The sequence below is a fragment of the Streptomyces johnsoniae genome (genome assembly GCF_031845565.1).
Classification (GTDB): domain Bacteria; phylum Actinomycetota; class Actinomycetes; order Streptomycetales; family Streptomycetaceae; genus Streptomyces; species Streptomyces johnsoniae.
In genome coordinates this window covers 77,036-90,321 of sequence record NZ_JAVREV010000023.1, presented here as the reverse complement: position 1 = coordinate 90,321, position 13,286 = coordinate 77,036, and the positions used below count along the sequence as shown (strand labels likewise).

Here is a 13,286-nt window from a genome sequence, read left to right as displayed (position 1 = left end):
AAGTCCCTGCGGAAGCCGAGTGGCCCGGGCCTCCGAGGCTACGCCTTCCGCCCGCCTGCCGGGACTCGCATACCGGAATCCGAGACGCCGGACGGACGAGGTCACCCGGCGGCGGAAGGCGTCACCCGGCGGCGGCGGGCGGAACGGCGTCGGGGTCGGGGTCGGGGCCGGGGCCGGGGCCGGGGTCGGGGTCGGCCGGGTGCGCGGCCAGCAGCGGAAGCGGCTTCGCGCCGGGCGGCAGCGCGCTGCGCGCGGCGAGGCGCTGCTCGCACAGCCCGGCGAGCTGGTCGTAGCCCGCCTTACCCATCAGCTCGGTCAGCTCCGGCCGGTAGGTGAGGTACAGCGGCTCGCTCGCGCCGTGCGCCGCGGGCGCGCCGGTGCACCACCAGTGCAGGTCGTGGCCGCCCGGGCCCCAGCCGCGCCGGTCGTACTCGCCGATCGACACGTACAGCAACTGCTCGCCGTCCGGCTGCTCGACCCACTCGTACGTGCGGCGCACCGGCAGCTGCCAGCACACATCGGGCTTGGTTTCGAGCGGCTCGCGGCCCTCGCCCAGCGCCAGCGTGTGCAGGGCGCAGCCCTCGCCGCCGGGGAAACCCGGCCGGTTGAGGAAGATGCAGGCGCCGGCCACGCGGCGGGTTTGGCGTTCACCGTCATCGTCCAGCTCGGTCCAGCCGTCCTCCCCGGTGCCCTCGGCGTGGTACTGCCAGGTCTCGGGCGTCAGCCGTGCCGCGTGTCCGGCCACGCGGCGTTCGTCGTCCTCGTCGGAGAAGTGGGCGCCCAGAGTGCAGCAGCCGTCGGACGCGCGTCCGGCGCTGATGCCCTGACAGCCGCGGCCGAAGACGCACTGCCAGCGGGAGGTCAGCCAGGTCAGGTCGCACCGGAAGACCTGCTCAGCGTCGGCGGGATCGGGGAACTCGACCCACGCCCTGGGGTGGTCGAGCGCCACCTCCTCGCCGGCCGCGCGGCGGCGCGCGCCGTCGAACCGCTGGGTAGTTCTGCCCGGCTTCGCCCTCTTCGTCTTCGCCACTACGCCAGGGTAAGGGGCGGGGTAGCGTGGACGTTCATGAGGCTCGGTGTTCTCGACGTGGGTTCCAATACGGTTCACCTGCTGGTGGTCGACGCGCATCCAGGGGCACGGCCGCTGCCGGCCTACTCGCACAAGGCCGAGTTGCGCCTCGCCGAGCTGCTCGACGAGCGCGGCGCGATCGGCGGCGACGGGGTGGACCGGCTGGTGGCCACCGTCCGGGAGGCGCTTGAGGTCGCCGAGGACCACGGGGTCGCGGATCTGCTGCCGTTCGCGACCTCCGCGGTGCGGGAGGCGAGCAACGCGGACGAGGTACTCGGCCGCGTCGCCGACGAGACGGGGGTCGGCCTCCAGGTGCTGTCCGGGCAGGACGAGGCGCGGCTCACGTTCCTCGCGGCGCGGCGGTGGCTCGGCTGGTCGGCGGGGCGGCTGCTGATGTTCGACATCGGCGGCGGCTCGCTGGAGATCGCGTACGGCCTTGACGAGGAGCCGGACGCCGCGGCCTCGTTGCCGCTCGGCGCGGGCCGCCTGACCGCGGCGCGGCTGCCGGGCGACCCGCCCTCGCCCGCGGACGTGCGGTCGCTTCGCCGCGACGTCCGTTCGCAAGTGGCCCGCGTGGTCGGGGACTTCTCCCGCCTGGGGGCGCCGGACCGGGTGGTGGCGACCTCCAAGACGTTCAAGCAGCTGGCCAGGATCGCCGGCGCGGCGCGTTCGACGGATGGCCTGTACGTGCGGCGCGACCTGCACCGGGCCGACCTCCAGAAGTGGGGCCAGCGGCTGGCCGAGCTGCCGGTGCGCGAACGGCAGCAGTTGCCGGGCGTTTCGGAGGGGCGGGCCCGGCAGCTGCTGGCCGGCGCGGTGGTGGCGGAGGCGGCGATGGACCTCTTCGGCGTCGAGACGGTCGAGATCTGCCCGTGGGCGCTGCGGGAGGGCGTGATCCTCCGCCGCCTCGACCGCATGCGGGCGGCCTGAGGACGGCGCGGCGTTCAGGCCGTGCGGCGGCGCAGGGTCACGGCGCCGAGCGCGAGAACGGCGAGCGCGCTGCCGGCGACGATGACCACGTCCCGCCAGAAGTCGGCGGTCAGGTCACTGTTGTTGAGCACTTCCGTCATGCCGTCGACCGCGTACGACATCGGCAGCACGTTGGAGGCGTATTCCAGCGCCGGCTGCATGGCGTCCCGGGGCGCGAAGAGACCGCACAGCAGGAGCTGCGGAATGATCACCGCGGGCATGAACTGGACGGCCTGGAACTCCGAGGCCGCGAAGGCGGACACGAAGAGGCCGAGCGCCGTGCCGAGCAGGGCGTTGAGCAGGGCGACCAGGAGCAGGAACCAGGGCGATCCCTCGATGTCGAGGTTGAGGAACCACAGCGCGACGCCGGTGGCGAGACCGGCCTGGACGACCGCGAACGCGCCGAACGCGAGCGCGTAGCCGGCGATCAGGTCGCCCTTGCCGAGCGGCATCGTCAACAGCCGCTCCAGCGTGCCCGAGGTCCGCTCGCGCAGCGTCGCGACCGAGGTGACCAGGAACATCGTCACCATGGGGAAGATGCCGAGCAGGGCCGAGCCGATGAAGTCGAACGAGTCGCGGTCGGCGTCGAAGACGTAGTACAGCAGGACCAGCAGCAGTACCGGGACGAGCAGGAGCAGCCCGATCGTCCGCGGGTCGTGGCCGAGCTGACGCAGCACGCGGCCTGCGGTGGCCAGGGTCCTGGTCGGGCTCATCGCGACACCTCCGCCGTGCTGCCGTCGCGGCCGGCCGCCTGGTCCGCGGCCCGCCGGCGGGCGCCGTTCCCGCCGTTGCCCTCGCCGTTGCCCTCGTCGTTGTCCCCGTCGTTGCCCTCGTCGTCGGCCGCGTCGCCGACGAGGCGCAGGAACGCGTCCTCGACGGAGTCGGTGCCGGTGCGCGCCCGCAGCTCCCCGGGCGTGCCCTCGGCGAGGATGCCGCCCTCGCGCATCAGCATCAGCCGGTCGCAGCGGTCGGCCTCGTCCATCACGTGCGAGGAGATCAGCAGCGTGGCCCCCCGTTCCGCCGCCAGCCGGTGGAACAGATCCCACAGGCTGCGGCGCAGCACCGGATCGAGACCCACCGTCGGCTCGTCGAGCACCAGCAGCTCCGGCGCGCCCAGCAGCGCCACCGCAAGCGACACCCGGGAGCGCTGGCCACCGGAGAGATTGGCCGCGAGGGCGTCCGCGTGGCTGTGGAGGTCGACATCGGTGAGCGCGGCGTCGACCTGGTCGGCGCGCTCGGCGCGCGGGACGCCGAGGACGGCGGCGTAGTAGTCCAGGTTCTGTCTGGTCGTCAGGTCGAGGTAGACGGACGGGGCCTGGGTGACGTAGCCGAGGCGGTGGCGCAGCGCGGCGCTGCCGGCCCGTTCGCCCAGCACCTCAAGACGCCCGGTCACCCGCGCCTGCGCCCCCACGACCGCCCGCATCAGCGTCGTCTTGCCGCAGCCGGAAGGCCCGAGCAGCCCGGTCACGGTGCCGCGCGGCACCGAGAACTCCAGCTTCTTCAGCACCGGCTTCCCGCCGCGCACGACGCCGAGATCGCGAGCGTGGACGGCCGGTGGCGAGGAGCTTCCCTCCCGATGATTATTAATCATGCGTTTAATTTTCCTCCCAAGTGTGCCCGCGGTCAAACGGGGAAGTGGGGCCCGGCACGTAGGCTTGGCGCCGTGGCACATCAGGCACCTGTTCCGGACGCGAAGGTCGCGCTTTCGACCGCCTCCGTGTACCCGGAAAACACCGCGGCAGCCTTCGCGATAGCCGGTCAACTCGGCTACGACGGCGTCGAGGTGATGGTCTGGACGGACCCGGTGAGCCAGGACGTGGACGCCCTGCGCGACCTCTCCGAGCGCCACGGCATCCCCGTCCTGGCTGTACACGCGCCCTGCCTGCTCGTAACCCAGCGGGTGTGGGGCACCGACCCGTGGCGGAAGCTGCTGCGCGCCCGCGAGGCGGCCGAGCGCCTCGGCGCCTCGACGGTCGTCGTGCACCCGCCGTTCCGCTGGCAGCGCACCTACGCTCGCGACTTCGTGCGGGGCATCCGGCGGCTCGGCGACGAGAGCGGCGTCGCCTTCGCGGTCGAAAACATGTACCCGTGGCGCTACCGCGACCGGGAGCTGCTGGCCTACTCACCCGGCTGGGACCCGACGGAGGAGGAGTACCCCGCCTTCACGCTCGACGTCTCGCACACCGCGACATCGCGCTCCGACACCCTGGCCATGGCCGACCGCATGGGCGAGCGGCTCGGGCACGTCCACATCGCGGACGGCAGCGGCTCGGGCAAGGACGAACACCTGATCCCGGGGCGCGGCAGCCAGCCCTGCGCCGCCCTGCTGGAACGACTCGCCGCCACCGGCTACACCGGCCACGTCGTCGTCGAGGTCAACACCCGCAGGGCGGCCTCCCCCGAGACCAGGCGGGCGGACCTCGCCGAGGCGCTCGCGTTCACCCGGCTGCACCTGGCGACCGCGCCGCCCGCGGTGAACCACGGCACCGGCGGGGGGACCCGATGAGCAGCGAGCCGGCGACCGGACGGCCGGCCCGCAGGCGCGGACGGCCCTCGCGGGCCGACCTGGCCGACGGCACGCCCGCGGCGCGGGACCGCATCCTGGCCTCGGCACGGGCCGTCTTCGCGGAGCGCGGCTACGACAAGGCGTCGATCCGCGCCATCGCGCGCGGCGCCGAGGTCAACCCGGCGCTCGTGCACCACTACTTCGGGAAGAAGGAGCAGGTCTTCGCCGCGGCGGTGGCCGACGCGACGGCACCCGCGGCCCAGGGCCTGTCGCGGGACACGCAGTTCCGGCCGGAGGAGTTCGGCGAACGGTTCACCCGGCTGTTCTTCACCATCTGGGAGAATCCGGTCACCCGCAGCCCTCTGCTCGCCGTCGTCAGATCCGCGGTGAACAACGAGACGGCCGCCGGCATCTTCCGCGGCATCGTCACCTCGCAGATGCTCGCCCGCGTCGCCGGCGGACTCGACTCCCCCGACGCCGAACTGCGCGCGGAGCTGGCCGCCGCCCAGCTCATCGGCGCCGTGCTGCTGCGGTACGTCCTGAAGATCGAGCCGCTGGCCGGCGCCGACGCCGAGGACCTGATCCGCCGCCTGTCCCCCATCGTCCAGCACCACCTCACCGGCACCGCGGGCCGCCCGATCCTGCCGCCCCCGCTGCTCTCCCCGTCCGCGCCGAGCCCGGCCCCCGCGCCGAGCCCGTCTCCCGGGACCACCGAGACCGGCACGGGAACCGGCACCGGAACCGGCACCGGCACCGGAACCGAGACCGGCACGGGAACCGGCACCGGAACCGAGACCGGCACGGGAACCGAGACCGGCACCGGAACCGGCACCGCCCTCTGAACGCGGCGCGTCAGCCCTGACCGATGTCCTCGTCCGGGCCGGTGCCCGGCTCGCCGGGCGGCGGCTCGGGCGTCTCCGGATCGTCCGGCGGCTCGGGCGGGTCGGTGTCCTCCGGGCCGCTGCCCTCGACCGTGACCACCGCGGCGGCCGGACCGACCGTGATGCGGCCCCGCCACTCCCCGGCGGGCTCGCGCGCCCGGTCCACCGTCACCTCGATCACCGCCGACTCGCCCGGCCCGAGCGTGCCGGAGGCGCGGCTCAGCGACAGCCAGGGCACGTCCGTGACGGCCGACCAGTCGACAGGCGCGCCGCCGGTGGCGGTCAGCGTGATCCGCGTGCCCGCGTCCGTCGGCACGGCATCCACCACCAGCTCCCCGGCGGCCGGCGTCTCCCCGCCCCCGTCCGTACCGCCGTCCGTACCGGCGTCCGCCCGGCGCCCCGCACCGTCGTCCGCGGCGTCCGGCACCTCATCGCCCGCACCGTCGCGGCCGTGCCCTTCCGCCCCGGACCCGGGCTCGGCCGCCTCCGCGGCGCCCGCGCCGTCCCCGGCCCGGCCGGTCGTCTCGTACGGCCGCTCGCCGGCGCCCTCGGTGCCGTGCGTCGCCGTGTCCTCGGCCGCCGCGGCGGTGTCCTCGCCCGCCGGCTCGCCCGCGGGCGGCGCCCCGCGGTAGGCGGCCCACAGCGCGAGCACGGGAACGGCGACCACCGTCACGGCCACCGTCGACGTCACGACGCGGCTGCGCAGCCGTTCGCGGCGCCCCTGCTTGTCCTTGTCGAACAGCGGGAACCCGGCCCGGTCGTAGCGGGGCGCGTACTGGGAACGCGCGCGCCGGATCGCAAGCCGCGCGGCCTGCACCGCCGCGCGCGGGGCGGCCAGCACCGTCAACCGGGAAGGACCGGAGGAACCGGTCGCCGGCCAGCCCACCTCGGCCGTCGCGCGCTGCGCGATCAGCCGGCAGGACGGGCACTCGTCCACATGCCGCAGCAGCTCGCGGCGCATGGCGGGGCCGAGCAGCACGCCGCGGTCGTCGCCGGAGAGCGCCGCCGCGGCCGGGCAGCCGGCGGCGTCCACGGCGGCCAGCGCGGCGCGGGTGCGCTCCACCTCGCGCGCCGCGGCGGTCAGCAGCGTGTGGGCGGCCGGCGCGGCCAGCCGCAGCACCCGGGCCAGCTCGCGGGCGGACAGCTGGTGCCGCACCGCCAGCTCCAGCGCCTCGCGCTGCTCCGGCGTCGTGCCGGCGGCCTCGGGCCAGGACAGCGCCGCCAGCTCGCGGTGGCGCCGCGCCGCGTCCTCGCCGAACGCCCGCGGCACCGGCCTGCCTTCGCCCTCCCCCTTGTGCACGGCGAGACGACGCAGGCAGGCCCAGCGCGCCAGCGCGTACAGCCAGGCCCTGGCCAGGGCCGGATCGGCGGGCCGCCGACCGCGCTCGTGCTGCCGCTCGGCGAGCGCGAGCGCCTCGCCCAGCGCGGCGGTGGCCGCGTCGTGCTCGCACATGACGGACAGGCAGTAGGTGAACAGCCCGTCCAGGTACGCGTCGTCGTACGCGGCCTGGCGGCGGTCCTTCCGCGGCCTGGTGGCGGAAGCACCGGCGTCGGCCGGGGAGACGGCGGTCCTGGTGGCTGGGGACGGAGCGGCGGCGGGGCGGTCGCCGCGCGCCGGTCGTTCGCGGCTGCGTGTCATCAGGTGGGACGTTAAGCGCCGCGGCACCGCAACCGCCGCCGGGTCGTCCAGGTTCCTTCTAACGGGTGACGGTGGGGCGTCTGTTCCGGCCGTCGGTGTCGGTGGCCGGGGGTAGCGTTCAGGTCATGGCTCGAAAAGCAGACCGCCCGTCGTACCGGTGCACCGAGTGCGGCTGGGCCACGGGCAAGTGGCTCGGGCGCTGCCCCGAGTGCCACGCCTGGGGCACCGTCGAGGAGTTGGGCGCCGCGCCCGCCGTGCGCACGGTCCCCGCGGCCCGCGTCGCCTCGCCCGCGGTGCCGATCGGGCAGGTGGACGCGGTGCAGGCCGCGGCGCGCGGCACGGGCGTTCCCGAGCTGGACCGGGTGCTCGGCGGGGGTCTGGTCCCCGGCGCGGTGGTGCTGCTTGCCGGGGAGCCGGGCGTGGGCAAGTCCACGCTGCTGCTGGACGTCGCGGCCAAGTCCGCGTCGGAGGCGCGGCGGACGCTGTACGTGACGGGTGAGGAGTCGGCCGCCCAGGTCCGGATGCGGGCGGACCGGATCGGTGCCGTGCACGACCACCTGTATCTGGCCGCGGAGACCGATCTGGGCTCGGTGCTCGGCCAGTTGGACCAGGTCAAGCCCGCGCTGCTGGTGCTGGACTCGGTGCAGACGGTGGCCTCGGCCGAGGTGGACGGCGCGCCGGGCGGGATGGCGCAGGTGCGCGAGGTGGCCGGGGCGCTGATCCGGGCGTCCAAGGAGCGCGGCATGTCGACACTGCTGGTCGGGCACGTCACGAAGGACGGGGCGATCGCGGGGCCGCGTCTGCTGGAGCACCTGGTGGACGTGGTCCTGCACTTCGAGGGCGACCGGCACGCCAGGCTGCGGCTGGTCCGCGGCGTGAAGAATCGCTACGGGGCCACCGACGAGGTCGGCTGCTTCGAGCTGCACGACGAGGGCATCACGTCGCTGGCCGACCCCTCCGGGCTGTTCCTCACCCGCCGGGACGAGCCGGTGCCGGGCACCTGCCTGACGGTCACGCTGGAGGGCCGCAGGCCGCTGGTGGCGGAGGTGCAGTCGCTGACGGTGGCCAGTCAGATCCCCTCGCCGCGGCGCACCACGTCGGGTCTGGAGACGTCGCGGGTATCGATGATGCTGGCCGTGCTGGAGCAGCGCGGCCAGATAGCGGCCCTGGGAAAAAACGACATCTACACCGCGACCGTCGGCGGGGTGCGCCTGTCCGAGCCGGCCGCCGACCTGGCCGTGGCGCTCGCGCTGGCCAGCGCGGCGTCGGACACGCCTCTCCCGAAGAATCTGGTGGCGATCGGCGAGGTCGGCCTCGCCGGGGAGGTGCGCCGTGTCACCGGGGTGCAGCGGCGCCTCGCGGAGGCTTCGCGGCTCGGCTTCACCCAGGCCCTGGTGCCCGCCGACTCGGGCGGGGCGCCGGCCGGGATGCGGGTGCGGGAAGTCGCGGACATCGGGGAGGCCCTGCGTGTGCTGCCCGCGCGCGGCGCGGAGTCAAGCAGGCGGGAGGAGGTGCGCCGGTAGACTCATGTGCACCAAGCGCAGGTTCGTCCTCCGGAGGATTGCATGGCAGCCAGCGACCGCCCGGCGGGTCCCGGGAGGGCCGGGGGTGGCCCCGGGGCGGACGGCCTGCTGCGGGCCGCGCTGAGCGCGGTCGCCCCCGGGACCCAGCTGCGGGACGGCCTGGAGCGCATCCTCCGGGGGAACACGGGGGGCCTCATCGTGCTCGGCGTGGACCGGACGGTGGAGTCGCTGTGCACGGGCGGGTTCGTGCTGGACGTGGAGTTCACCGCGACCCGGCTGCGCGAGCTGTGCAAGCTCGACGGCGCGGTCATCGTGGACCGGGACATCTCGCGGATCGTGCGGGCCGGGGTGCAGCTCGTTCCCGACCCGAGCATCCCGACGGAGGAGACCGGCACGCGCCACCGCACGGCGCAGCGGGTGTCCATCCAGACCGGCTTCCCCGTGGTGTCGGTCAGCCAGTCGATGCGGCTGGTCGCGCTGTACCTGGACGGGCAGCGGCGCGTGCTCGAGGACTCGGGCGCGATCCTGTCCCGCGCCAATCAGGCGCTGGCCACCCTTGAGCGGTACAAGCTGCGGCTCGACGAGGTGACCGGCACGCTGTCCGCCCTGGAGATCGAGGACCTGGTCACCGTGCGGGACGTGGCGGCGGTGGCGCAGCGCCTGGAGATGGTGCGGCGCATCGCGGCGGAGATCGCGGAGTACGTGGTGGAGCTGGGCACCGACGGGCGGCTGCTCTCCCTCCAGCTGGACGAGCTGATCGCCGGTGTCGAGCCGGAACGGCAGCTGGTCGTCCGCGACTACCTGCCGGAGGCGGGCGGCAAGCGCTCGCGGAAGGTGGGCACGGCCCTGGCCGAGCTGGACGGCCTCGGGCACGCCGAGCTGCTTGAGCTGGCGCTGGTCGCCAGGGCCCTGGGCTACAGCGCCGCTCCCGAATCGCTGGACACTTCGGTCTCGCCGCGCGGCTTCCGGCTCCTGGCGAAGGTGCCGCGGCTGCCGGGCCTGGTCATCGACCGGTTGGTGGACCACTTCGGCGGCCTCCAGAAGCTGCTCGCCGCCAGCGTGGACGACCTTCAGGCGGTGGACGGCGTCGGCGAGACGCGGGCCCGCTCGGTGCGGGAGGGCCTGTCGCGGCTGGCGGAGTCCTCGATCCTGGAGCGGTACGTCTGAGCCGCGGCGGCGGAGCCGTGCGGGCTCCTCAGTCCCCCTCAGTCCTCCTCGAAGCGGAAGGTCGTCTGCACCACGGGATAGTCGGCCAGCGCGGCCTCGGCCAGGTAGGAGTCGGCCGCCGCGTCCGGGCCCGTGCCGTCGCAGTCGGCGGTGGAGTGCTGCCGGTCCCAGGTGAAGGTGTGGTTCGCGGAGCCGTCCGCCGGTACGGCGACCGGGTCCGAGCCGAGCCCTGTGGGGCAGTCGGCGGAGGACCACACCTGCTCGTCGGCCGTGTTGGCCACCGTGATGGTCAGCGCCTCGTGCCCGAAATCGACGCGGCAGTCGGGCCCGGTGTTCGCCACGGTCAGCCGGATCTCCGGCTCCTCGCCGGGCGCGTAGGCGTTGGCGTCGCTGCGCAGCGAGATCTCCAGGGCGCCCGCCGTGCACTCCGGCAGCCCGGCGCCGCTTCCGGAGCCCGAGCCGTTCCCGTCGTCGCCGGTGCCGTCGCCCTCCGAGCCGTCGGAGCCCTCGGCCGCGCCGCCGTCCGCGTCGCCGCCGTCCCCGCCGGAGCCGTCGTCGCCCGTGCCGTCCTCGCCGCCGTCCTCGCCGGTCTCGTCGCCGGACGGCGAGTCGTCCCGGCCGCCCGGGCGTTCGTCGATGAGGGACTCGGAGGGCGTGGGCCCCGGGGTGATGGACTCGGCGGGGCCGCCCGCGCCGTCGTCGTGTCCGGCGGGCTCGTCATCGCCGCCCCCCGAGCGCAGCGCCCAGAAGACGAGCAGCACGACGAGCGCGATCAGCAGCAGCACGACGGCCCTGCGTCGCCAGTAGATGGACGAAGGCAGCGGGCCGACAGGAGTGCGCAGAGATCCCACGCGGAAACCTTACGAGACTTCCGTCACCTCCAAGCCCCCTACCCACCACTCGCCGGGACACCGTTGCGTATCAACACGCGCAAAGCGCGGTCCGCTTTGTGCTGTGCCCCCGCCGTGCCAGGATCGCCTTTGCCATGACTGCGACGACTGCGACGACATCGACGAGTACGACGCCGCCCACCGCCCTGCACACCCCGGTCATCGACTGGTTCGACGAGCACGCCCGCGATCTGCCCTGGCGCCGCCCCGAGGCGGGCGCCTGGGGGGTCATGGTCAGCGAGTTCATGCTCCAGCAGACGCCCGTCAGCCGTGTGCTGCCGGTCTACGAGGAGTGGCTGCGCCGCTGGCCGCGCCCCGCCGACCTGGCCGCGGAGCCGCCGGGTGAGGCCGTCCGCGCCTGGGGCCGTCTCGGCTACCCGCGGCGGGCCCTGCGCCTGCACAACGCGGCCGCGGCGATAGCGGAACGGCACGGCGGCGAGGTGCCCACCGACCACCACCAGCTGCTGGCACTGCCCGGCATCGGCGAGTACACGGCGGCGGCCGTCGCCTCGTTCGCGTACGGCCAGCGCCACGCGGTACTGGACACGAACGTGCGAAGGGTCTTCGCCCGCGTCGTCACCGGCACCGAGTACCCGCCGAACGCCACGACCGCCGCCGAACGCAAACTGGCCAGGCTGCTGCTGCCCGAGGACCCGGCGACGGCGGCCCGCTGGGCCGCGGCCACGATGGAGCTGGGCGCGCTGCTGTGCACGGCGCGCGGCCCCGAGTGCACGAGGTGCCCGATCGCCGACCTGTGTGCCTGGCGCGGTGCCGGCTCGCCCGCCCACGAAGGCCCGCCGCGCCGCGGCCAGACCTACGCGGGAACGGACCGCCAGGTGCGCGGCAAGCTGCTCGCCGTGCTCCGCGAGGCGTCCGGACCGGTGGAGCGGGCCGTGCTCGACCGGGTGTGGCACGACCCGGAGCAGCGCAACCGCGCGTTGAACGGCCTGGTCGGCGACGGGCTCGCCGAGCGGCTGCCGGACGGCCGCTACCGGCTGCCGGGCGCTGTCTGACGGTGTGTCGCCCGGCCGGGCGACACACCGCCGCGCCCGGGGCGAGGCGCGCGGACCCAGGTCCTGTGCTGTCGATCTTGTCGGATCAGCCCGCGGCTCCCCCAGACTCCTCCCCCAGACTTCGTCTGGGAGGTGCCCCCAGGGAGGTGCCCCCAGATGCGGTGCTCCCCCAGGCCCTTGGGGGCCTGGGAGGTGCCCCCATCGGCACCGGATCGCAGCTCATACCTGTCCGTATTCGCGCGATTCGGTAACGCAGCGTGGGGGCACCTCCCAGCCGCCAGGCTGGGGGAGTGCCGTAGCTGGGGGCACCTCCCGGACGGAGTCTGGGGGAGTCGCGGGCCCGGCAAGATCGGCAGGACAGGGCCTAGCTGAACTCCCACACCGGAACGGTCACCGGGCCCTCCGTGACGCCGCCCGCGGAGCGGTAGGTGGCGAGCGCCGCCTCGTTGTCCGCGTCGACCGCGACCCACATGCTGTGGCAGTCGCGTTCACGCGCCAGGCCGGCCAGTGCCTCGACCAGGGCCCGGCCGATGCCCTGTCTCCGGTGGCCCTCGTCCACGCTCAACTCGTAGAGGAACATCTCCGTCCCCTTGTCCGGGTGCGTCATCTCCACGCCCGAGACCATGCCCACCGGGATGCCGTCCGCCGTGTATGCGACGAACAGATGATGGCCGGGTGCGGCGAGGAACCGCTCGGCCCACTCCGGACGGGCCGGCCCGTCGTACAGCCCCTCCGCGGCGACGACATCGGCCACCGCGGTCACTCGTCGGATGTCAACAGCCATCCCCGCACGCTACGCGGCACGGCTCGGACGGTGGCGCCCGGCCCCGCCACGGCTCTCGGCGGGCGGCGGCATGCGGGCCGTTCATGATGCGAAGGGATGGTCGGCCCGGTGGTTGCGCAGGGCGTGGCCCAGCCAGGCGAGGCGGTCGAGCATGACCTTGGCCGCATCGTTGGGCCGGTCGGGGGTCAGCAGCTGCCCGTCCGTCCCGAACGCGTCCTGGTAGTTCGGGAAGCAGACAGTGTCCCGGGTGGGGATGGCGTACACCTCGTTGAACACGCCGCGCAGGTGCTCGACGGACCGCAGGCCGCCGCTGACGCCGCCGTAGGAGACGAAGCCCACGGGCTTGGCCTGCCACTCGGTGTAGAACCAGTCGATGGCCGTCTTCAGGGGTGCGGGGAAGCTGTGGTTGTACTCGGGGGTGACGACGACGAAGGCGTCGGCCGCGGCCAGCCGGGGCGCGAGGCGCGCGACGGGCTCGGGGATGGAGCGCTCGTCGTCGACGAGGGTGTCGGGCAGCCGCTCCTCGGCGAGGTCGACGATGTCCACCTCGAAGCCGCCGTGCTCGCGCGCCCTGGCGGCGAACCATGCGGCGGGCACCGGGGCGAAGCGGCCCTTGCGGGTGCTGCCGACGATCACCGCGAGCCGCAGCGGCCCGCGGGAGGAAGAAGCCGTGGAAGGGGCGGTGGAAGGGGCGGCCGTGGCCGTGGTGGCCGTGGTGGTGGTCGCGTCGGGCGTCTCGTTCATGCCGTCCACTCTCCGCAACGCCACTTCTGGTTCGCTGATGGTCCGCTCATGGCCCGCCGTGACCGGTCCGTGCGCGGACCATGCGCGGGCTGTGCGTGGGC

General features: G+C 74.5%; 12 protein-coding genes and 1 pseudogene. 6 read left to right on the top strand and 7 right to left on the bottom strand.

Annotated features, from left to right (window positions below; genetic code table 11):
- Window positions 1-121: 121 nt before the first annotated feature.
- Complete coding sequence (locus RM779_RS30675) at window positions 122-1,030, bottom strand: hypothetical protein (RefSeq protein ID WP_311621058.1); 909 nt, start codon at window positions 1,028-1,030, stop codon at window positions 122-124.
- 36 nt (window positions 1,031-1,066) lie between these two features.
- Between RM779_RS30675 and RM779_RS30670 the strand changes: the two genes are divergently transcribed.
- A complete protein-coding gene (locus RM779_RS30670) occupies window positions 1,067-1,999 on the top strand; it encodes a Ppx/GppA phosphatase family protein (RefSeq protein WP_311621057.1) in 933 nt (310 codons plus the stop codon).
- 14 nt (window positions 2,000-2,013) lie between these two features.
- Here RM779_RS30670 and RM779_RS30665 read toward each other — a convergent pair whose 3' ends face one another.
- Together RM779_RS30665 and RM779_RS30660 are read right to left on the bottom strand one after the other, a co-directional pair.
- Window positions 2,014-2,751 carry an ABC transporter permease gene (locus tag RM779_RS30665; protein ID WP_311621056.1) on the bottom strand — a complete coding sequence of 246 codons (738 nt, stop codon included), beginning with the start codon at window positions 2,749-2,751 and terminating at the stop codon, window positions 2,014-2,016.
- Complete coding sequence (locus tag RM779_RS30660; RefSeq protein WP_311621055.1) at window positions 2,748-3,629, bottom strand: ABC transporter ATP-binding protein; 882 nt, start codon at window positions 3,627-3,629, stop codon at window positions 2,748-2,750. The genes RM779_RS30665 and RM779_RS30660 overlap by 4 nt, the downstream gene beginning before the upstream one ends.
- Before the next feature lie 72 nt (window positions 3,630-3,701).
- Here RM779_RS30660 and RM779_RS30655 point away from each other — a divergent pair, with 72 nt between their 5' ends.
- Together RM779_RS30655 and RM779_RS30650 are read left to right on the top strand one after the other, a co-directional pair.
- A complete protein-coding gene (locus RM779_RS30655; RefSeq protein ID WP_311621054.1) occupies window positions 3,702-4,544 on the top strand; it encodes a sugar phosphate isomerase/epimerase family protein in 843 nt (280 codons plus the stop codon).
- Window positions 4,541-5,167: pseudogene (locus tag RM779_RS30650) on the top strand (TetR/AcrR family transcriptional regulator); the annotation flags it as partial. The gene RM779_RS30655 and the pseudogene RM779_RS30650, both read left to right, overlap by 4 nt.
- A gap of 229 nt (window positions 5,168-5,396) precedes the next feature.
- Here RM779_RS30650 and RM779_RS30645 read toward each other — a convergent pair.
- Window positions 5,397-7,064, bottom strand: a complete 1,668-nt coding sequence (locus tag RM779_RS30645) for a BACON domain-containing protein (RefSeq protein WP_311621053.1) — start codon at window positions 7,062-7,064, stop codon at window positions 5,397-5,399.
- 125 nt (window positions 7,065-7,189) lie between these two features.
- On the opposite strand from RM779_RS30645, the gene radA reads away from it, so the two are divergent.
- Together radA and disA are read left to right on the top strand one after the other, a co-directional pair.
- Complete coding sequence (gene radA / locus RM779_RS30640) at window positions 7,190-8,587, top strand: DNA repair protein RadA (RefSeq protein WP_311621052.1); 1,398 nt, start codon at window positions 7,190-7,192, stop codon at window positions 8,585-8,587.
- 42 nt (window positions 8,588-8,629) lie between these two features.
- Entirely contained in the window at window positions 8,630-9,754 is a 1,125-nt protein-coding gene (gene disA, locus RM779_RS30635) for a DNA integrity scanning diadenylate cyclase DisA (protein WP_077059730.1), read from the top strand.
- A gap of 38 nt (window positions 9,755-9,792) precedes the next feature.
- Here the strand turns inward: disA and RM779_RS30630 are convergent, their stop codons facing one another.
- Entirely contained in the window at window positions 9,793-10,605 is an 813-nt protein-coding gene (locus RM779_RS30630; RefSeq protein ID WP_311621051.1) for a hypothetical protein, read from the bottom strand.
- Window positions 10,606-10,739: 134 nt separating this feature from the next.
- On the opposite strand from RM779_RS30630, the gene RM779_RS30625 reads away from it, so the two are divergent.
- Window positions 10,740-11,657 carry an HhH-GPD family protein gene (locus RM779_RS30625; protein WP_311621050.1) on the top strand — a complete coding sequence of 306 codons (918 nt, stop codon included), beginning with the start codon at window positions 10,740-10,742 and terminating at the stop codon, window positions 11,655-11,657.
- Between the two features lie 364 nt (window positions 11,658-12,021).
- Here RM779_RS30625 and RM779_RS30620 read toward each other — a convergent pair whose 3' ends face one another.
- On the bottom strand, window positions 12,022-12,441 hold the full coding sequence (locus tag RM779_RS30620; RefSeq protein WP_311621049.1) for a GNAT family N-acetyltransferase: 420 nt from the start codon (window positions 12,439-12,441) through the stop codon (window positions 12,022-12,024).
- 81 nt (window positions 12,442-12,522) lie between these two features.
- Window positions 12,523-13,185, bottom strand: coding sequence for an NADPH-dependent FMN reductase (locus RM779_RS30615; protein ID WP_311621048.1), 663 nt, complete (start codon window positions 13,183-13,185; stop codon window positions 12,523-12,525).
- Window positions 13,186-13,286 lie beyond the last annotated feature (101 nt).